Below are 19110 nucleotides of genomic sequence, written 5' to 3'. Positions count from 1 at the left end.
CGCGGCTCAGAAGCCGAGCCGGTCCAGCGCCTTGGGGTCGCGCTGCCAGTCCTTGGCGACCTTGACGTGCAGGTCGAGGTAGACGCGATGCCCGAGCAACGCCTCGATCCCCTCCCGCGCCGTCGTCCCCACCTCGCGCAGGCGGGAGCCGCCACGCCCGATGATGATGGCTTTCTGGCTCGGCCGCTCGACGTAGACGTTGACCCGCACGTCGCTCATCGGGTCACCCTCGGGGCGTCCCTCGCGGGGGACGATCTCCTCGACCTGGACGGCCAGGCTGTGGGGCAGCTCGTCGCGCACGCCCTCCAGCGCGGCCTCCCGGACCAGCTCGGCGATCATCACCTGAGTCGGCTCGTCGCTGACCTGGTCGGCCGGGTAGAGCTGGGGCGACTCGGGCAGGTAGGTCGCCAGCAGGTCGGCCACCTCCTCGACCTGGTCACCCCGGGTGGCCGAGCACGGGATGATCGCCGCCCAGTCCCCCAACTGGTCGATCGCCACCAGGTGCTCGGCGAGCCGGTCGCGGCTGACCGCGTCGGACTTCGTGGCGATGGCCACGACCGGCACCCTGCGCACCCGCTGCAGCTCGGCGAGGTCGTTGGCGATGAAGGTGTCGCCCGGCCCGATCCGCTGGTCGGCGGGCATGCAGAAGCCGATGACGTCGACGGAGAGCAGGGTCTCGCGCACGAGGTCGTTGAGGCGCTGCCCGAGCAGCGAGCGCGGCCGGTGCAGGCCGGGGGTGTCGACCAGGATCAACTGGGACCGGTCGGTGGTCCGGATGCCGCGGATCGTGTGCCGGGTCGTCTGGGGCTTGGAGGAGGTGATCGCGACCTTGGTGCCGACCAGCGCGTTGGTCAGGGTCGACTTGCCTGCGTTCGGTCGCCCGACCAGGCAGGCGAACCCGCTCCGGTATGCGGTCTCCTCACGATCAGTTGGCACGGCTGGTCTCCCTCTCCTCGGCGGAGCGGTCCTGCTCCTCGTGCTTCCCCGGCGTCTCGGGCGTCCCGGGGGTCTCGCCGCCGGGCGTCTCGGCCGTCTCGCGCCGCTGGCGCCGCTCGGGCTCCGCGGGCGGCTGTCCGCTCTCGTCCTCCTCGCCCGGCTCCAGCCGACGGACCAGGACCGTGGCGACCCGGCGACGACGGCCGGCCATCCGCTCGGCGGTCAGCTCCAGACCGGCCACGAGGCCGCGCGATCCCTGGATGGGCACCATCCCGATCAGGCTGGCCAGCAGGCCGCCGACGGAGTCGACGTCCTCGGACTCCAGCTCGACGTCGAACAGCTCGGCGAGGTCGTCCAGGGGCATGTTGGCCGGCACCCGGACCAGGTCGACCCCGTCGACCTCGACGTTCTCCACCTCGGCCTCGGCCCGGTCGTACTCGTCGGTGATCTCGCCGACGATCTCCTCCAGGATGTCCTCGATAGTGATCAGGCCAGCGGTGCCGCCGTACTCGTCGATGACGATGGCCACGTGCTGACGGGCCTGCTGCATCTCGCGCAGCAGGTCGTCGACCAGCTTGGTCTCGGGCACACGCGTGACCGGCCGCATCACCTCGGTGACCGGCATGGTCTGGGCGGACTCGGCGTTGGCGTTGACCTGCCGCACGACGTCCTTGAAGTAGAGCATCCCCAGCACGTCGTCGGTGTCCTCACCGACCACCGGCACGCGGGAGAAGCCGGAGCGCAGGAAGAGAGACATGGCCTTCTGGAGGACCTTCTCCCCCTTGATCGTGACCAGGTCCGGCCTGGGCACGAGCACCTCGCGCGCGACGGTGTCTCCGAGCTCGAAGATGGAATGGATCATCTCCCGCTCGTCCTCCTCGATGACCGCGCTCTCCCCCGCCAGGTCGACCAGCTCGCGCAGCTCGGACTCCGACGAGAAGGGACCCTGGGCGTAGCCGCGCCCGGGGGTGACGGCATTGCCGAAGAGGACCAGGAGGGCGGCCAACGGGCCGAGGAAGACCCGCAGCAGCCGCACCACGGGAGCAGCCATCAGGGCCACCTTCTCCACGTGCTGGCGCCCCAGCGTCCGCGGGGAGACGCCGACGATGACGAAGGAGACCACCGCCATGATCGCGGTGGCGATCATCGCGGTCTGCCAGTGGGAGTCCACGACCATGTCCACGGCCACGGTGACGGCCACCGCGGTGAAGGCCTCGGCGGCGACTCGGACGAAGGTGGCCACGGCCAGGAAGGGCGCGGAGTCGGCCGTGATCCGCACGAGCGGCTTGGCGCCCTTGCGGCCCTCCTCGAGCAGCTGCACCGCCCGGTGGCGACCGATCCGCTGCAGGGCGGTCTCGCCGGCGGCGAGGAGGAAGGCGATGACCGTGGTGAGGACGGCCAGCAGGATGAGCGGGGTCATCCGTCGGGGCCCTCATCGTCCGCCGCGGCACGGCCCTGCCGGGCCGATCCGCTCTCGGGGGCCGCGGTGGTGGTGCGGCCACGCCCGGCCAGGAAGGTCAGCAGCAGCGTGCGCTGGAGGTCGAACATCTCCCGCTCCTCGGCCGGCTCGGCATGGTCGAACCCGAGCAGGTGCAGGATGCCGTGGGTGGTCAGCAGCAGCATCTCGTCCTCGACGGAGTGCCCGCCCTCCACCGCCTGTCGCCGCGCCACCGGCGGGCAGAGGATGACATCGCCGAGCAGGCCGGCGACCGGCTCCTGCCCCTCGGCCGTCGGCCGCAACTCGTCCATCGGGAAGCTCATCACGTCGGTGGGGCCGGGCAGGTCCATCCACTTCTCGTGCAGGGCGGCCATCGTGTCCTCGTCCACGAGGGTGATGGTCAGCTCGGCCAGCGGGTGCACCCGCAGCTGGTCCAGCACGTGCCGGCCTAGGTCGGCCAGCTCCTGCTCGGGCACCGGGGAGGGCACCTCGCCGGACTCGTTGAGGACCTCGATGCTCACGGGCGACCCCTGCGCGGGCCGGCCTGGCGCTCGTCGAACCTGCCGTAGGCCTCGACGATGTCGCTGACGAGTCGGTGCCGCACGACGTCCTCGCTGGTCAGGCGCGAGAAGTGGATGTCGTCGACGTCGGCCAGGATGCCCTCGACGATCTTGAGCCCGGAGACCGTGCCGTTGGGCAGGTCGACCTGCGAGGTGTCACCGGTGATCACCATCTTGGAGCCGAAACCGAGGCGGGTCAGGAACATCTTCATCTGCTCCGGGGAGGTGTTCTGCGCCTCGTCCAGGATGATGAAGCTGGAGTTGAGCGAGCGCCCTCGCATGAAGGCCAGCGGGGCGACCTCGATGGTCCCGGCAGCCATCAGCCGCGGGATCGAGTCCGGGTCCACCATGTCGTGCAGCGCGTCGTAGAGCGGCCGCAGGTAGGGGTCGATCTTGTCGTTGAGGGTGCCGGGCAGGAAGCCGAGGCGTTCGCCGGCCTCGACCGCGGGGCGGGTCAGGATGATCCGGTTGACCTGCTTGGCCTGCAGCGCCGCGACCGCCTTGGCCATCGCCAGGTAGGTCTTGCCGGTGCCGGCCGGGCCCAGCCCGAAGACGATGGTGTTGGCGTCGATGGCCTCGACGTAGTGCTTCTGGTTCAGCGTCTTGGGGCGCACCGTCTTGCCGCGGCTGCTGACGATGTTCATCGTCAGCACGTCCGCGGGACGGTCCGTGGTGGAGGCGCGCAGCATGCCGATGGAGCGCTCGACGGCGTCCCGGTTGAGCGCCTGCCCGGTCCCGCTGACCGCCAGGAGCTCGTCCAGCAGGCGCTCGACGAGGGCCATCTCGCCCACGTCGCCGCTGAGCCGGAACTCGTTGCCCCGGACGTGGATGTCCAGCTGGGGGAAGGCCCGCTCGATGGTCCGCAGCAGCTCGTCGCGCGGCCCGAGCAGGGACACCATCGACACCCCCTCTGGGACCACGACGGTGTGGGTCGGTCGGATCGGGGTGCGTGCCGGGGTGGGGGCTTCAGTCATCGTGGGTCCAGTCTAGGCGGGGCCAGCGGGAAAAGCCCCTTCTTTCCCCTCCGCGGCCGGCCTGGCGCGCAGCGCGCTGAGCACGGTCAGGAGGCTGACGCCGATCGCGACGGCCAGCGTCCCGACGAAGGCGGTGTGCGGTGCCGAGGCGTAGTAGAGCCCGAAGACGACCCCGGTCAGTGCCAGGGCCAGCGCGCTGGCCATCGCCTCCCCCACCGACAGGGAGGAGGTGTTGCGCCCGATCTCGGCCGGCGGCGACAGGCGCATCGTCAGCAGGGTCGTGGTGGGGTAGGCCATGCCGACGCCGAGGGTGGCCAGGGCGTAGACCGCGATCAGGGCCCAGCCCGGCCAGCGGGCCCACAGGGCGAGGCCGAGCACGGCCATGAAGAGGCCGAAGACGGCCGAGCCGAGGATGAGCACGTGATAGCGGTCCACGCTCTCGCGCAGCCGCCCCTGCACCCAGGAGCCGAGCGCCCAGAAGACGGAGGCCGCGGCCAGGACCGCCCCGGCCTGGGCCGGTGTGTAGGAGTACTCGTCACGCAGCATCAGGGGCAGGTAGGCCTCGGCCGCCACGAAACCACCACCCATCGCGCTGCGGGCCCCGATCACCGACGGCAGTCCCCGCCCGAGGTGGAGCGTGCCGCGGGGCAGGAGCCGGAGCGAGGCGACGAGGACGCCGGTGACGCAGGCGGCGCCGATGAGCAGCTTCATACCCGTCAGCTCGTCCCCGGCGAGGTTGAGCAGGGCGACGGCGACCGCCGCCACCACGGCCCAGGCGATCGTCGAGGGGCGAAGGTAGGGCGAGTCGTCCCCGGCCCGGGTGGCCGCGAGCGCCCGCCAGAGCACGCCCAGCGACAGGACGACCAGGGGCGCGACGCCGAGGAAGACCCAGCGCCAGGAGAGGTGGTCGACGAGCACGCCGGTGAGCAACGGGCCGGCCAGTCCGGGCACCACCCAGGCCGCGGCGAGCAGGGAGAAGACCGCGGGGCGGCGGACGTCCGGGATGCGCTGGGCGATGACGACGTAGATGGCCACGGTGGCCAGACCGCTGCCCAGCCCCTGGAACGCACGTCCCACGGAGAAGATCTCCATCGTCGGTGCGAGGCCGCTGATCGTCAGCCCACCGGCGAAGAGCAGGGTCCCGGTCGTGACGACCGGCTTGGGCCCGGAGCGGTCGGACCACCAGCCGCCGACGATCATCCCCACGATGCTCGCGGCGACCATCGCCCCGAAGGCCATGTTGTAGAGGTGGTAGCCGTCCAGGGCGGTCGCCACGGTCGGCATGGCCGCACCGACGGCGATGTATTCGAGGGCGAAGAGGGAGATGAGGGCGGCCGCGCCGATCGAGGCGCTGCGCAGCCCGGGGCTGAAGATCGACGGTGGCACCGGCGGTGCGGATGGCACGGGCTGTGCGTGCGGGGCGGGCTGTGCCTGCGGGGCGGGCGGCACGGGCAGGTCCCCGGCCGGGATCGGCCGGTCCCCCTGCTGGTCGCTCATCGCCAGCCGGTCCGCGTGTGGAGTGCGGCCAGGGCGGCCGCGCCCGCGGTGGAGGTGCGCAGGACGGTCCGGCCGAGCCGGACCGGCACCGCCCCCGCCTCGGTGAGGGCGGACAGCTCCTCGGGGCCGACCCCGCCCTCGGGACCGACCACGAGCAGCACCTCTCCCGACTCCGGCAGGGGCACCTCGCGCAGCGGCTGGTCCGCGTCCTCGTGGAGGACCAGCGTGACGTCAGCGTCTGCGGCACGCGCGAGGAGGCCCTTGCGGTCGAGCAGCTGCCCGACGACGGGCACCCGGCTGCGGCGGGACTGCTTGGTGGCCGCCCGGGCCTGCTGCTCCCAGCGGCGCAGGGACTTCTCGCCACGCTCGCCGCGCCAGCGCACGATCGAGCGGTCGGCCTGCCAGGGCAGGATCTCGTCGACGTCGAGCTCGGTGGCCGACTCCACGGCCATCAGGTCACGGTCGCCCTTGGCCAGCGCCTGCACCAGCACGAGCCGCAGGGCCGGCGCGGGCTCGTGGGCCACGGCGTCCACGGTCAGCTCGATCACGCCCCGCTGAGCGTCCCTGACGGTGCACGTGGCCAGCCAGCCCTGCCCGTCGGAGAGCAGCACCTGCTCGCCCACCGCGAGCCGCTGGACGTCGGCGGCGTGCCGCCCCTCGGGTCCGTCGAGACGCACCTGCGCGGTGCTGGCGGACAGGCTGCCCGCGGGCACGTGGAAGAGGGGCGCGGTCATGGGCGGCCGGTCAGCGACCGCGCAGGGCGTCCCACAGCTTCCCCTTGCGGGAGGCGTGGGCGCCGTTGCTCATCCGGCCCTCGGGACGGCTCTCGCCGCGCTGCTCGGCCAGCTCGGCGAGCAGGTCGCGCTGGGCGTCGGTCAGGCGGGTCGGCACGCGGACGTCGAGGTGGACGACCACGTCTCCGCGCCCCTGGGCACGCAGGTGGGTCACGCCCTTGCCGTCCAGGGTGATGGTCTCGCCGTGCTGGGTGCCGGGGGCGACCTGGACCTCGACCGGGCCGTCGAGGGTCTCCACCGGCAGGGAGGCGCCCAGCGCCGCCGCCGTCATGGGCAGCTCGACCGTGCAGTGCAGGTCGTCACCGCGGCGGTGGAAGGTCTCGTGCGGCTCGACGAGCACCTCGACGTAGAGGTCGCCGGCCTCCCCGCCGAACGGGCCGACCTCGCCCTCGCCACGCAGCTGGATGCGGGTGCCGGTGTCGACGCCGCCTGGGACCTTCACGGTGAGGTCGCGACGGGTGCGCACCCGTCCCTCGCCGGAGCAGTCGAAGCAGGGGTGCTCGATGACGTCGCCGTAGCCGCGGCAGGCCTGGCAGGGCCGGGAGGTCATCACCTGGCCGAGGAAGGACCGCTGGACCTGCTGCACCTCGCCGCGGCCGCTGCATACCTGGCAGGTGCGGGTGCCCGAGCCCGGCTGTCCGCCGGAGCCGGTGCAGGTGGAGCACAGGATGGCCGTGTCGAGGGTGAGGGTCTCCTCGCCGCCGAAGACCGCCGTCGGCAGGTCGATGTCGAGCCGGACCAGCGCGTCGTGACCGCGCTGCACGCGGGAACGCGGCCCGCGCGACCCCGCGGCCGTCCCGCCGAAGAACGCGTCCATGATGTCGGTGAAGGTGAAGCCCTGCCCGAAGCCGCCGGTCGCTCCCCCGTAGGGATCCTGGCCCCGGTCGTAGGCCGCACGCTTGGTCTGGTCGGAGAGGACGTCATAGGCCTGGGAGACCCTCTTGAACTCCGCCTCCGCCTCGGCGCCGGGGTTGACGTCGGGGTGCAGGGTCCGGGCCTTCTTGCGGTAGGCCTTCTTGATCTCCTCGATCGAGGCCTCGCGGGAGACACCCAGATCGGCGTAGTAGTCGTTCACTGCGTGCAGCGTCCTTGTCGGTCGTTCACGGTCGGTCGGTCTGTGCCAGGTCGTCGTCCGGTCAACGGTGTGCTCAACGACGGCGGGGGGCGGGCTTATGCCCGCGGGAGGGTATGCGGTGCCTCACCCGTCCAGGATCTCGGCGACGTAGTGAGCCACGGCGCGCACCGCGGCCATGGCGTGCGGGTAGTCCATGCGCGTGGGGCCCAGGACCCCCAGGCCCCCGGCCCCGCCGTAGGGGGTGCTGACCACCGAGGTGGTCCGCAGGGGCTCGTAGGGATTCTCGGCCCCGATGGACACGGTGACGCTCTCGGGGTCGTGCGCCGCGAGCGCGGACATGCTGCCGAGCAGCCGCAGGAGCACCACGTGCTCCTCCAGTGCGTCGAGGACCGCGGACAGCGAGGTCGGGAAGTCGCTGCCGACCCGCGCCAGGTTGGCCGTGCCGGCGAGCACGACGCGGTCGTCGCTCTCCTCCTGCGCGGCGTCGGCCAGCGCGGCCACGACGGCCTGGGCGACCGGCCGGTCGGCCGGCGTGACCTCGTCCAGGACGGGGGCGAGCCGGGACGGGACGGCGGTGAGCACCTGGCCGGCGGCGGCGGAGTTGATGCGGGTCCGCAGCACGGCGACGAGGTCCTCTGCGCCGGCGAGGTCGCGGCCGACGTCGACGACGCGCTGCTCCACGCGGCCGGAGTCGACGATGAGGACGACCATCAGGCGCGGGCCGACCAGCGGCACCAGCTCCACGTGGCGCACGCGGGAGCGGGACAGGCTCGGGTACTGCATCACGGCGACCTGGTGGGTCAGCCCGGACAGCAGGCGGGTGGTGCGGCTCACGACGTCGTCCAGGTCGTGGGCGCCGTGCAGGAATCGCTCGATGGCGCTGCGCTCCCCGCGGGTGAGCGGCTTGATGGTGGAGAGGCGGTCGACGAACAGCCGGTAGCCGGCGTCGGTCGGCACGCGGCCCGCGCTGGTGTGCGGCGCGGTGATCAGCCCGTCCTCCTCCAGCGCGGCCATGTCGTTGCGGACGGTGGCCGCCGAGACCCCGAGCTGGTGGCGCTCGAGCAGCGCCTTGGACCCGACGGGCTCGGAGGTGCGCACGTAGTCCTGGACGATGGCGCGCAGCACCTCGAGCCGACGCTCCTCGCTCATGACCGGATCACCTCCCTGCCCGCTGGCACTCTCTCGTGTCGAGTGCCAATCCTACCGCGCCCGGGGACGGGTCGGCCTCACGCTGCCGGTCCACCTACCCATCGGTGGATCCCCGCCAGACGCGGGGTCAGCCCTCCCGCGGGCGGGTCATGTCGACGGGCACCACCCAGGCGTCGTACTGCTCCTCGGTGAGATCGCCGGAGGCGATGGCCGCCTCGCGCAGGCTCAGGCCCTCCTTGTGGGCCTTCTTGGCGATCGCCGCGGCCTTGTCGTAGCCGATGTGGGGGTTGAGGGCGGTGACCTGCATGAGATTGCTGCCCAGGTTGGCCTCGATCCGCTCGCGGTTGGGCTCGATCCCGACGGCGCACCCGTCGTTGAAGGCCAGGCAGGCGTCCGAGATGAGCCGGATGCTCTCGAGGACGGCATGGACCATGACCGGCTTGAAGACGTTGAGCTGGAAGTTGCCCTGGCTGCCGGCGAAGGCCACCGTGGCGTCGTTGCCGAAGACACGGGTGGCCACCATCGTCATCGCCTCGGACTGGGTGGGGTTGACCTTGCCCGGCATGATGCTGGACCCCGGCTCGTTCTCCGGGATGAGCAGCTCGCCGATGCCGTTGCGGGGGCCCGAGGCCAGCCAACGCACGTCGTTGGCCATCTTCATCAGCGCGCCCGCCAGGGTGCGCAAGGCGGCCGAGGTCTGCACGAGGGCGTCGTGGGCCGACAGCGCGGCGAACTTGTCGGGGGCCGAGACCAGCTCCAACCCGGTCTCCTCCCCCATCCTGCGGGCGGCCAGGTCGCCGAAGTGGGGGTGGGCGTTCAGGCCCGTGCCGACGGCGGTCCCGCCGATCGCCAGCTCGCGCAGCCCCTCGCCCGCGTGCCGGACCTCCGCCAGGGCGTAGTCGATCTGGGCCACCCACCCGCCGATCTCCTGACCCAGGGTGATGGGGGTGGCGTCCTGCAGGTGGGTGCGGCCCACCTTGACCACGTCGGCGAAGTCCTCCGCCTTGGCGTGCAGGGTGTCCCGCAGCGTGGTCACGGCACCTTCGAGCCGGTCGCGCAGCTCCAACAGGACCGCGATGTGCATGGCGGTCGGGAAGGTGTCGTTGCTGCTCTGCCCGCGGTTGACGTGGTCGTTGGGGTGCACCGGCGTCTTGCTCCCCATCTCGCCCCCGGCCAGCTCGATCGCCCGGTTGGAGATCACCTCGTTGGTGTTCATGTTGCTCTGCGTGCCCGACCCGGTCTGGAAGACGACCAGCGGGAAGTGCTCGTCGAGGTCGCCCGCGATCACCTCGTCGGCGGCCCGCACGATGAGGTCGGCGACGTCCTGCGGCAGCTCGCCGAGCTCGGCGTTGGCCTGGGCAGCGCCCTTCTTCAGGATGCCCAGCGCCTTGATGACCGGCCGGCCCCAGACGAAGGTGTCGCGCCCGATCGGGAAGTTGTGGATGCTCCGCTGAGTCTGCGCGCCCCAGTAGCGGTCGGCGGCGACCTCCAGCGCACCCATGCTGTCGGTCTCGGTCCGCGTCTGCTCCGGCGTGGTCTCGGGCGTGCCCGTCTGGTTCTCGGCCATGCCTCCCAGGGTATGCGGCGCACGTCGCCGCGCGCAGGGCGAGCCTCACCAGCCTCAGCCGCCACACCGCATACCCTCGTCTGCCGTGATGGATCGCTATGGCTCCGACGTCCTGGCCACCGACTGGCGCGCCCCGAGGCGCGGACGCGCGCAGGAGGTGGAGGCCGAGACCGGCCTGGTCGTCGAGGACGTCGAGACCGGATGGGTCGGGGCGGTCGTGCACGTCGAGAAGGCCGGCGGCATGACCGTCGTGCACCTGGAGGACCGGAAGGGCCGGCGCAAGGGCTTCCCGCTCGGCCCGGGATTCCTCATCGACGGCGCACCCGTCGTCCTGACCCCGCCGGCCGCGGCACGGCGCGCCGAGCTCGAGGCGGCCAGGAAGGCGACCACCCGCACGGCCAGCGGCTCGGTCCGCGTGGTGGGCCAGCAGGCCCGCGTCGCCAGCGGGTCCCGCATCTGGGTCGAGGGACGCCACGACGCCGAGCTGGTCGAGAAGGTCTGGGGCGACGACCTGCGCGTCGAGGGCGTGGTCGTGGAGATGCTAGACGGGGTGGACGACCTGGCCGCCGAGATCCGCGCCTTCTCCCCCACCCCCGACCGGCGGCTGGGGATCCTGGTCGACCATCTCGTGCCCGGCACCAAGGAGACCCGGATCGTCGCGGAGGCGGAGAAGGTCAGCCCGCACGTGCGGATCCTGGGCCACCCCTATGTCGACGTGTGGCAGTCGGTCAAGCCTGCGCGGCTGGGGCTGGACGCCTGGCCGGTGATCGAGAGAGGGCGCTCCTGGAAGCACGGGATCCTGGCCGAGCTGGGCTGGCCGCACGCCAACCAGACCGATGTCGCCCTGGGGTGGAAGAAGATCCTGGGGTCCGTGCGTTCCTACAGTGACCTGGAACCAACGCTGCTCGCCAGCGTCGAAGAACTGATCGACTTCGTCACCGTTCCATGAGCTCAGCAGGAGTGAGAGCACCATGACCCAGCCCCACGACCCCAACCGCACCTACGGCCACGAGCCGCAGCAGCCCTACCAGCAGGGTGCCTACCCGCAGCAGTCCTACCAGCAGGGCGCACCCCAGGGCCCGGGCTACCAGCCTGCCTACGGCGCACCCCAGGGGGGCGCCTCCGGCGAGGAGCGCACCATGATGCTCCTGGCCCACCTGTCCGCGCCGATCGCCTTCCTGGTCTCCGCGGGCTCGCTGCCCTTCCTGGGCCCGCTGCTGATCTGGTTCTTCTACAAGGACCGCAGCCCGGCCGTGCGCAAGGCCTCGGCGGGTGCGTTCAACTTCAACGTCGGCGTCACCATCGCCACCTGGATCACCTGGGCGAGTGTCTTCCTGACCCTGTTCGTCGGGCTGATCTGGGCGATCCCGATCCTGATCTTCCTGTTCATCCTCCAGATCTGGGCGCACCTGCGCGGCGTGATCAAGGCCTCGGACGGCCAGGCCTACGACTATCCCTTCCAGATCCGCATCCTGAGCTGACCTCTCACGGCTGACCCCATCAGCCTCACCAACCTCATCGCCCGGCGAGTCAAGCGCGACACGCCGGGCGATGAGATTTTTTCCGGCGTATCCCTTGCGCCCGGCCCGGCAAAGGAGTAGACATCTCTCTACGCACTTCCGCAAGGAAGAGCGGATCGCAAGACTTGTCGAGGATTCGAACGACTCACGCTGGTGCCTCGTGCACCGGCACGAATCATCCCTGGTGATGCAGGGATCGAGCCTCAGACACCTTCGCGATCGACCAGCTCATCACCAGTTGGCCGTGGCCCGTTTCGCGAACTCATACTTCGCGAAACGGGCCACACCTTTTACCGCACGTTCTTCCAGGCCCTGCTGGCTCATACCCGGCAGGGTCTGCCCTCATTGTGGGCGGGTCGGGTGGCGGAGCGGGGTATGCGGCATGGCGTGTCGGTGAACACGTCGCCTTCGCGAGTCAGGACACGAGCAGGCGGTGCACGACCGTGTCCGCCAGGAGGCGACCGCGCAGGGTCAGCACCACCCGGCCGTGGAGGGCGGCCCGCCCGTCGACCAGGCCGTCCGCCACGAGCCCGGCGACGGCGCGGCGCCCCTCGGGGTCGAGCCGGTCGACCGGCAGCCCCTCGGCCAGGCGGTTGCCGAGGAGCACGTCCTCGTCGCGGCGCTCGTCCGGGTCCAGCACCTCTCGGGCGTGGACCGGGCTGAGGCCCTGGGACACCCGGTCGGCGTACGCGCGCGGGTGCTTCACGTTCCACCAGCGGACCCCGCCGACGTGGCTGTGGGCGCCCGGCCCGATCCCCCACCAGTCGCCACCACGCCAGTAGGCCAGGTTGTGCCGGCACCGGGCGTGCTCGGAGCGGGCCCAGTTGGAGATCTCGTACCAGCCGTAGCCGGCCTGCGCGAGCAGCTCATCGGCGAGCTCGTACTTGTCGGCCTCGTCGTCGTCCTCGGGGGCCGGCAGCTCCCCGCGCCGGACCTGGCCGTGCATCCGCGTGCCCTCCTCGATCACCAGGGCGTAGGCGGACAGGTGGTCCGGCCCGAGCGCGACCGCAGCCTCGAGGCTGGCGCGCCAGTCGGCCAGCGACTCCCCCGGTGTGCCATAGATGAGGTCTAGGCTCACCTGCATCCCGGCGCCGCGGACGGCCTCGACCGCCCGGGCCACGTTGACCGGGTCGTGGGTGCGGTCCAGGGTGCGCAGGACGTGCGGCACGGCCGACTGCATCCCGATGCTGACCCGCGTGAAGCCGTGCGCCGCAAGCGCCTCGGCCACCTGCGGCGTGATCGTGTCGGGATTGGCCTCGGTGGTGACCTCGGCGTCCCGCGCCAGGCCCCAGCGCTCCCTGATCCCCTGGAGCAGCCCGCCCAGCTGGTCGGGCTCCAGCATGGTCGGGGTGCCTCCACCGACGAAGACGGTGGAGACGGCCGGCGGGCCACCTGCTGCCAGGGCCCGCTCGGCGATCGTGAGCTCCTCGTGGGCCGCGGCCACGAAGGTCTCGGTCAGCGAGGCGCCCTCCCCCAGCTCGGGCAGGGTGTAGGTGTTGAAGTCGCAGTAGCCGCACCGCACCCGGCAGAAGGGCACGTGGAGGTAGAGCGAGAAGGTGCGTGACCGCATACCCTCCAGCGCCGCAGGCGGCAGCGAGCCGTCGGCGGGCGCGGGCTCGCCGGGAGGGAAGGCGGAAGGCATGGGGTCCAGTCTCCCACCCGGTGGTGGATGGACCCGCACGCTAGGGTCGCGGTGTGCAGCAGAAGCTCCGGGAGTACATCGACAGCCTCCGCGACGCCGGGTTCACGGTGCGCGACGACCAGGGCTCGGACCCGGACCTGATCACTCCCGAGGGCAGCGCGGTCGACACCTGGCGCGAGGACTATCCCTACAAGGAGCGGATGGCGCGCGACTACTACGAGGTCGAGAAGTGGCTGCTGCAGGTCGAGCTGCTGAAGTTCCAGTACTGGGCCAAGGACAACGGCAGCCGGCACATCCTGGTCTTCGAGGGACGGGACGCGGCCGGCAAGGGCGGGTCGATCAAGCGCTTCACCGAGCACCTCAACCCGCGCGGCGCCCGGGTGGTGGCGCTGAACAAGCCCACCGAGGTCGAGGCCGGGCAGTGGTACTTCCAGCGCTACGTCGAGAACCTGCCGACCAGCGGGGAGATCGTGCTTTTCGACCGTTCCTGGTACAACCGTGCCGGGGTCGAGCGGGTCATGGGCTTCTGCTCCCAGGCGGAGTACGAGACCTTCATGGAGCAGGCGCCGCTGTTCGAGAAGATGCTCGTCGACTCCGGCATCTCGATCACCAAGTACTGGTTCTCGGTGACCCAGACCGAGCAGCGCACCCGCTTCGCGATCCGCCAGCTGGACCCGGTGCGGCAGTGGAAGCTCTCGCCGATGGACCTGGAGTCGCTGGACCGGTGGGAGGACTACACGGCCGCCAAGGAGGAGATGTTCCGCCGCACCGACACCGACTGGGCGCCGTGGACGACCATCAAGTCCAACGACAAGAAGCGCGCCCGGATCAACGCCATGCGCCACTTCCTGTCGCGCTTCGAGTATGAGGGCAAGGACCACGACGTGGTGCTGCGCCCCGACCCGCGGCTGGTCAAGCGGGCCCAGGACGCCGTCGGCGACTGAGGGCGGGACCGGCCCTCTGCTCCCGGTGCGCCCGCCCCTGCGTGGCGCAGGTGGGCACCTGGCCCGTCAGCGCAGGCGGTAGGCCAGGTCGGTGATCTCCCGGCCCGCCTCGGTCCCCCGACGCTCGAAGCGGGTGACAGGACGCAGCGGTGCGCGGTCGGTCGAGACCAGCTCCAGCCGGTCGTCGGCGCCGATCACCTCGCGCATCGCCTCCGCGTAGTGGTCCCAGTCGGTGGCCAGGCGCCACACGCCGCCCGGCTCGAGCAGCGCGACCACGGCGTCCACCAGGTCGGGCGTGACGATGCGTCGCTTGTGGTGCTTGGCCTTGGGCCAGGGATCGGGGAAGAAGGTCCAGACCTCCCGCACGCTGCCGGGCGCGAGCAGGGTCTGCAGCGCGACGGCGGCGTCGGCCTCGACGACCCGCACGTTGGGCAGCGCAGTCTCGCCCATCTTGGCCAGGGCGTGGCCGATCCCCGGACGCCACACCTCGAAGGCCAGGAAGTCCCAGTCCGGTCGCGCCTGCGCCCCCGCGACCAGTGCGTCGCCCGATCCGGAGCCGATCTCGACGACTAGCGGCGCGCCGCGGCCGAAGACCTCGGCCGGGTCGAGCCGATAGGTCGGGTCGATGACGGTCGAGGTGGCGCCCATCGGGCGAGGCAGCTCCAGCACCACCTGCTCGGCCAGGCGGTCCCAGGCCTTCTGGTGGGTATGCGGCATCCGCCCGCCTCGGCGGGTGAAAGAGCGGGTCCGGGCCAGCGGTCGCGGCCCGATCATGGGATGGCCGAGGGCGTAGTGGCCGCGTGGGGGCGTGGTCCGCTCCTGGCTCGCTTCCCCTCGCGGGGGCGTGGGCCGCTCCGGGCTCACTTCTTGGCCTTCTCGGCCCCGCTCCCGTCCTGGGAGAGCGCGGCGATGAAGGCCTCCTGCGGCACCTCGACGGAGCCGACCATCTTCATCCGCTTCTTGCCCTCCTTCTGCTTCTCCAGCAGCTTGCGCTTGCGGCTGATGTCACCGCCGTAGCACTTGGCGAGCACGTCCTTGCGGATCGCGCGGATGGTCTCGCGGGCGATGACGCGGGCGCCGATGGCGGCCTGGACCGGCACCTCGAACTGCTGGCGCGGGATGAGCTCCTTGAGCTTGGTGGCCATCTGGACGCCGTAGGCATAGGCCTTGTCCTTGTGGACGATCGCGCTGAAGGCGTCGACGGTGTCCCCCTGCAGGAGGATGTCGACCTTGACCAGCTCGGCCTCCTGGGAGCCGTCGGGCTCGTAGTCCAGGGAGGCATACCCGCGCGTGCGCGACTTGAGGGCGTCGAAGAAGTCGAAGACGATCTCGGCCAGCGGGAGGGTGTAGCGCATCTCGACCCGCTCGGGCGAGAGATAGTCCATGCCGCGCAGGGTGCCGCGCCGGGTCTGGCACAGCTCCATGATGGCGCCGATGAACTCGCTCGGGGCCAGGATCGTGGCGCGCACGACCGGCTCGGTGATCGAGGCGATCCGCCCCCCGGGGAACTCGCTGGGGTTGGTCACCTCCACCATCGTCCCGTCGTCCATCTGCACCTGGTACTCCACGTTGGGCAGCGTCGAGATGAGGTCGAGGTTGAACTCGCGCTCCAGCCGCTCGCGGACGATCTCCAGGTGGAGCATCCCGAGGAAGCCGACGCGGAAGCCGAAGCCCAGCGCCGCCGAGGTCTCGGGCTCGTAGACCAGGGCGGCGTCGTTGAGCTTGAGCTTGTCGAGGGCGTCACGCAGGATCGGGTAGTCGGAGCCGTCGATCGGGTAGAGCCCGGAGAAGACCATCGGCCGCGGGTCCTTGTAGCCGCCCAGCGCCTGGGTGGCCGGCCGCCGCTCCCCCGTGACAGTGTCACCGACCTTGCTCTGCCGCACGTCCTTCACGCCGGTGATGAGATAGCCGACCTCGCCGACGCCCAGCCCCTTGGAGACGACCGGCTCGGGGCTGATCACGCCGATCTCCAGCAGCTCGTGCGTGGCCCGGGTCGACATCATGGCGATGCGCTCCCGCGGGGACAGCGAGCCGTCGATCACGCGCACGTAGGTCACCACGCCCCGGTAGGTGTCGTAGACCGAGTCGAAGATCATCGCCCGGGCCGGCGCGGCCGCGTCGCCGACCGGCGCGGGGATGAGCTCCACGATCCGGTCCAGCAGCTCGGTGACACCCTCGCCGGTCTTGCCCGAGACCTTGAGCACGTCCTCGGGGTCGCAGCCGATGAGGCCGGCGATCTCCTCGGCATATTTCTCCGGCTGGGCCGAGGGCAGGTCGATCTTGTTGAGCACCGGGATGATGGTGAGGTCGTTCTCCATCGCCAGGTAGAGATTGGCCAGGGTCTGCGCCTCGATGCCCTGCGCCGCGTCGACGAGCAGCACCGCTCCCTCGCAGGCCGCCAGGCTCCGGCTGACCTCGTAGGTGAAGTCGACGTGACCAGGGGTGTCGATCATGTTGAGGATGAAGGTGGACGCCGGCCCGTCGCCCTCGGCGACCGCCCAGGGCATCCGCACCGCCTGGCTCTTGATCGTGATGCCGCGCTCGCGCTCGATGTCCATCCGGTCGAGGTACTGGTCGCGCATCTGCCTCTGGTCGACCACCCCGGTGACCTGCAGCATCCGGTCGGCCAGCGTCGACTTGCCGTGGTCGATGTGGGCGATGATGCAGAAGTTGCGGATGACCTCGGGCGGGGTCGCCGACGGCTGCGGGACCGAGTCAGGACGGGCGAGCGGGGACACGCTGGTTTTCAACCTCGAGGTATGCGGTGGGGCCGGGCAGTCCTCCCAGTGTCCCACGGTGGGGGTCCTCGGCCCAATGCGTCGGGCGCGGCCGTCAGTCCAGGCGGACGAAGGCCCGCAGCGTCCCCTCGCCGACGTCGCGGATCTCGGCCCAGCCCAGCGACTCGTAGAACGCCCGCTGCCGCGGCTCGTCGTCGGTGAGCAGCACCTTCTGGCGGCAGTGCTCGAAGGGCTCCATCGCGGCCTGCACGAGGGAGCGACCCACCCCTTCCCGCTGGAGCGCGGGATGGACGAGGACGTCCTGGAGGTAGGCGATGGTGGCGCCGTCGGAGATGACACGTGCCAGTCCGAGGAGCTCCTCGCCGTAGCGGGCCGTCACCACCCGGGTCGACCCCTCGATCGCGCGGGCCAGAGCATCGGGGTCGCGGGTGTAGGTGCTCCACCCCACCGCGTCGTACAGCCCGACCAGCTCCTCCCGGCCCGGACGTTCCTCGGCGATGACGAGCTCGTGTGCACCCACGAACCTAGAGCCTAGGCCACTTCACGCGCGCCCGCCCGCTCGGAGTAGTATCGTTACCAGAGGCGAAAACTTTTTCCGCATCGTGAGAACTCACCCGAGGAGAACCCATGACCGAGCCCACCGCCACCAGCCCCGTCCTCGACCTGCCCGAGGGCGTCGAGGTCACCGGCGAGCTCAAGCCCGGCTACGAGGAGATCCTGTCCCGGCAGGCCCTCGAGCTCATCGCCACCCTGCACCGCGAGCTCGAGCCCCGCCGCCAGGAGCGGCTGGCGGCGCGCGCCGAGGTGGTCAGGGCGGTCTCCGACGGCGCCGACCTGGACTTCCTGCCCGAGACCGCCCACATCCGCGAGGACGACTCCTGGCGCGTCGGCGAGCACGCCCCGGGCCTGGTCGACCGCCGGGTCGAGATGACCGGCCCCACCGACCGCAAGATGACGATCAACGCGATGAACTCCGGCGCCCGGGTGTGGCTGGCCGATCAGGAGGACGCCAACACCCCGATGTGGGCCAACGTCGTCGAGGGCCCGCTCAACCTGCGCGACGCGATCGCCGGCACCATCTCCTTCACCTCCCCCGAGGGCAAGGAGTACGCCTTGTCGACCACCGACCAGGCGCAGCTGCCCACGATCGTCATGCGCCCGCGCGGCTGGCACCTGGACGAGAAGCACATCACCGTGGACGGGCAGCGCACCTCCGGTGGCCTGGTCGACTTCGCCCTGTCCATGTGCGCCAGCGCCCAGCTGCAGATCGACGCGGGCAAGGGCCCCTACTTCTACCTGCCGAAGATGGAGCACCACCTTGAGGCCCGGATCTGGAACGACGCCTTCAACATCGCCCAGGACGCCCTTGGCATCCCCCGCGGCACCATCCGCGCCACCTGCCTCATCGAGACCTACCCGGCCGCCTTCCAGATGGAGGAGATCCTCTACGAGCTCAAGGAGCACTCCGCGGGCCTGAACGCCGGTCGCTGGGACTACCTGTTCAGCATCATCAAGACCTACCGCACCCGCGGCGAGGACTTCGTGCTGCCCGACCGCAACGCGGTGACGATGACCGCGCCGATGATGCGGGCCTACACCGAGCTGCTCGTGCGCACCTGCCACAAGCGCGGCGCGCACGCCATCGGCGGTATGGCCGCCTTCATCCCGTCCAAGGACGAGGAGATCAACGCCGCCGCCTTTGACAAGGTCCGCGGTGACAAGCAGCGCGAGGCCAACGACGGCTTCGACGGCTCCTGGGTGGCTCACCCGGGCATGGTCGAGACCTGCCTCGAGGTCTTCGATGCGGTACTGGGCGACAAGCCCAACCAGGTCGACAACACCCGTGCGGACGTCGACGTGTCCGCGGCCGACCTGCTGGCCGTCAAGAACACGCCCGGGGAGGTCACCGAGGAGGGACTGCGCGGCAACATCGAGGTCGGCATCCGGTACCTCGCGGTCTGGCTCACCGGCCGCGGCGCCGTCGGCATCAACAACCTGATGGAGGACGCCGCGACCGCCGAGATCTCCCGCAGCCAGGTCTGGCAGTGGATCCACAACGGCGTCACCCTGGCCGACACCGGCGAGACGGTGACCCGCGAGCTGGTCCAGCGCCTGATGGACGAGGTCGTGGCCGAGCTGCCCGGCGACGCCGCCGACTACCGCGAGGCGACCGGGCTGTTCGCCGAGATGGCCCTCTCGGAGGACTACGCCGACTTCCTCACCGTCCCCGCCTACGAGGCCATGCCCTGACCTGGCCACGCCGTGGTCTGACCATT

Annotated in this window: 17 protein-coding genes; 4 read left to right on the top strand and 13 right to left on the bottom strand. The window is 71.1% G+C overall.

What is annotated here, in order from left to right; genetic code table 11:
* Positions 1 to 6 precede the first annotated feature (6 nt).
* From era to fumC, 9 genes are all read right to left on the bottom strand, one after another.
* Positions 7 to 936 carry a GTPase Era gene (gene era, locus ACTMMA_RS13670; protein ID WP_441190684.1) on the bottom strand — a complete coding sequence of 310 codons (930 nt, stop codon included), beginning with the start codon at positions 934 to 936 and terminating at the stop codon, positions 7 to 9.
* The gene (locus ACTMMA_RS13665; protein WP_441190683.1) at positions 926 to 2356 is read right to left on the bottom strand and encodes a hemolysin family protein; all 1431 of its coding nucleotides are present in this window, start codon (positions 2354 to 2356) and stop codon (positions 926 to 928) included. The genes era and ACTMMA_RS13665 overlap by 11 nt, the downstream gene beginning before the upstream one ends.
* Positions 2353 to 2895, bottom strand: coding sequence for an rRNA maturation RNase YbeY (gene ybeY / locus ACTMMA_RS13660; protein ID WP_441190682.1), 543 nt, complete (start codon positions 2893 to 2895; stop codon positions 2353 to 2355). The genes ACTMMA_RS13665 and ybeY overlap by 4 nt, the downstream gene beginning before the upstream one ends.
* Positions 2892 to 3908, bottom strand: coding sequence for a PhoH family protein (locus ACTMMA_RS13655; protein ID WP_441190681.1), 1017 nt, complete (start codon positions 3906 to 3908; stop codon positions 2892 to 2894). Before ACTMMA_RS13655 ends, ybeY begins: the two co-directional genes overlap by 4 nt.
* Positions 3909 to 3920: 12 nt before the next feature.
* Positions 3921 to 5405 (bottom strand): MFS transporter, encoded by a 1485-nt coding sequence (locus ACTMMA_RS13650; RefSeq protein ID WP_441190680.1) that lies wholly within the window; start codon positions 5403 to 5405, stop codon positions 3921 to 3923.
* Positions 5402 to 6139 (bottom strand): 16S rRNA (uracil(1498)-N(3))-methyltransferase, encoded by a 738-nt coding sequence (locus ACTMMA_RS13645; protein WP_441190679.1) that lies wholly within the window; start codon positions 6137 to 6139, stop codon positions 5402 to 5404. Before ACTMMA_RS13645 ends, ACTMMA_RS13650 begins: the two co-directional genes overlap by 4 nt.
* Positions 6140 to 6149: 10 nt before the next feature.
* Positions 6150 to 7274 (bottom strand): molecular chaperone DnaJ, encoded by a 1125-nt coding sequence (gene dnaJ, locus ACTMMA_RS13640; RefSeq protein ID WP_441190678.1) that lies wholly within the window; start codon positions 7272 to 7274, stop codon positions 6150 to 6152.
* Positions 7275 to 7397: 123 nt separating this feature from the next.
* Positions 7398 to 8423, bottom strand: a complete 1026-nt coding sequence (gene hrcA / locus ACTMMA_RS13635) for a heat-inducible transcriptional repressor HrcA (RefSeq protein ID WP_441190677.1) — start codon at positions 8421 to 8423, stop codon at positions 7398 to 7400.
* Between the two features lie 127 nt (positions 8424 to 8550).
* Positions 8551 to 9990: a class II fumarate hydratase gene (gene fumC, locus ACTMMA_RS13630; protein WP_441190676.1), complete on the bottom strand. Its 1440-nt coding sequence runs from the start codon at positions 9988 to 9990 to the stop codon at positions 8551 to 8553.
* A gap of 85 nt (positions 9991 to 10075) precedes the next feature.
* Between fumC and ACTMMA_RS13625 the strand changes: the two genes are divergently transcribed.
* A complete protein-coding gene (locus tag ACTMMA_RS13625) occupies positions 10076 to 10939 on the top strand; it encodes a DUF3097 domain-containing protein (protein WP_441190675.1) in 864 nt (287 codons plus the stop codon).
* A 22-nt stretch (positions 10940 to 10961) separates the two neighbouring features.
* Positions 10962 to 11471: a DUF4870 domain-containing protein gene (locus tag ACTMMA_RS13620; RefSeq protein WP_441190674.1), complete on the top strand. Its 510-nt coding sequence runs from the start codon at positions 10962 to 10964 to the stop codon at positions 11469 to 11471.
* 454 nt (positions 11472 to 11925) lie between these two features.
* On the opposite strand, the gene hemW is transcribed toward ACTMMA_RS13620, so the two are convergent.
* Complete coding sequence (hemW, locus tag ACTMMA_RS13615) at positions 11926 to 13152, bottom strand: radical SAM family heme chaperone HemW (RefSeq protein WP_441190672.1); 1227 nt, start codon at positions 13150 to 13152, stop codon at positions 11926 to 11928.
* Positions 13153 to 13205: 53 nt separating this feature from the next.
* On the opposite strand from hemW, the gene ppk2 reads away from it, so the two are divergent.
* Entirely contained in the window at positions 13206 to 14096 is an 891-nt protein-coding gene (gene ppk2 / locus ACTMMA_RS13610; protein ID WP_441190671.1) for a polyphosphate kinase 2, read from the top strand.
* Between the two features lie 66 nt (positions 14097 to 14162).
* Here ppk2 and trmB read toward each other — a convergent pair whose 3' ends face one another.
* The 3 genes from trmB to ACTMMA_RS13595 all read right to left on the bottom strand — a co-directional run bounded on the left by trmB (position 14163) and on the right by ACTMMA_RS13595 (position 17354).
* The gene (gene trmB / locus ACTMMA_RS13605) at positions 14163 to 14813 is read right to left on the bottom strand and encodes a tRNA (guanosine(46)-N7)-methyltransferase TrmB (protein WP_441190670.1); all 651 of its coding nucleotides are present in this window, start codon (positions 14811 to 14813) and stop codon (positions 14163 to 14165) included.
* Positions 14814 to 14956: 143 nt separating this feature from the next.
* The gene (lepA, locus tag ACTMMA_RS13600; protein ID WP_441190669.1) at positions 14957 to 16834 is read right to left on the bottom strand and encodes a translation elongation factor 4; all 1878 of its coding nucleotides are present in this window, start codon (positions 16832 to 16834) and stop codon (positions 14957 to 14959) included.
* A 94-nt stretch (positions 16835 to 16928) separates the two neighbouring features.
* Positions 16929 to 17354, bottom strand: a complete 426-nt coding sequence (locus ACTMMA_RS13595; protein ID WP_441190668.1) for a GNAT family N-acetyltransferase — start codon at positions 17352 to 17354, stop codon at positions 16929 to 16931.
* A gap of 107 nt (positions 17355 to 17461) precedes the next feature.
* On the opposite strand from ACTMMA_RS13595, the gene aceB reads away from it, so the two are divergent.
* A complete protein-coding gene (aceB, locus tag ACTMMA_RS13590) occupies positions 17462 to 19084 on the top strand; it encodes a malate synthase A (RefSeq protein WP_441190667.1) in 1623 nt (540 codons plus the stop codon).
* Positions 19085 to 19110: the final 26 nt, after the last annotated feature.

The sequence above is a fragment of the Ornithinimicrobium panacihumi genome (genome assembly GCF_052073805.1).
In the GTDB taxonomy this organism is placed as follows: Bacteria; Actinomycetota; Actinomycetes; order Actinomycetales; family Dermatophilaceae; genus Ornithinicoccus; species Ornithinicoccus panacihumi.
The sequence above is the reverse complement of the archived record's forward strand: the minus strand, read 5'-3'. Positions and strand labels throughout refer to the sequence as shown.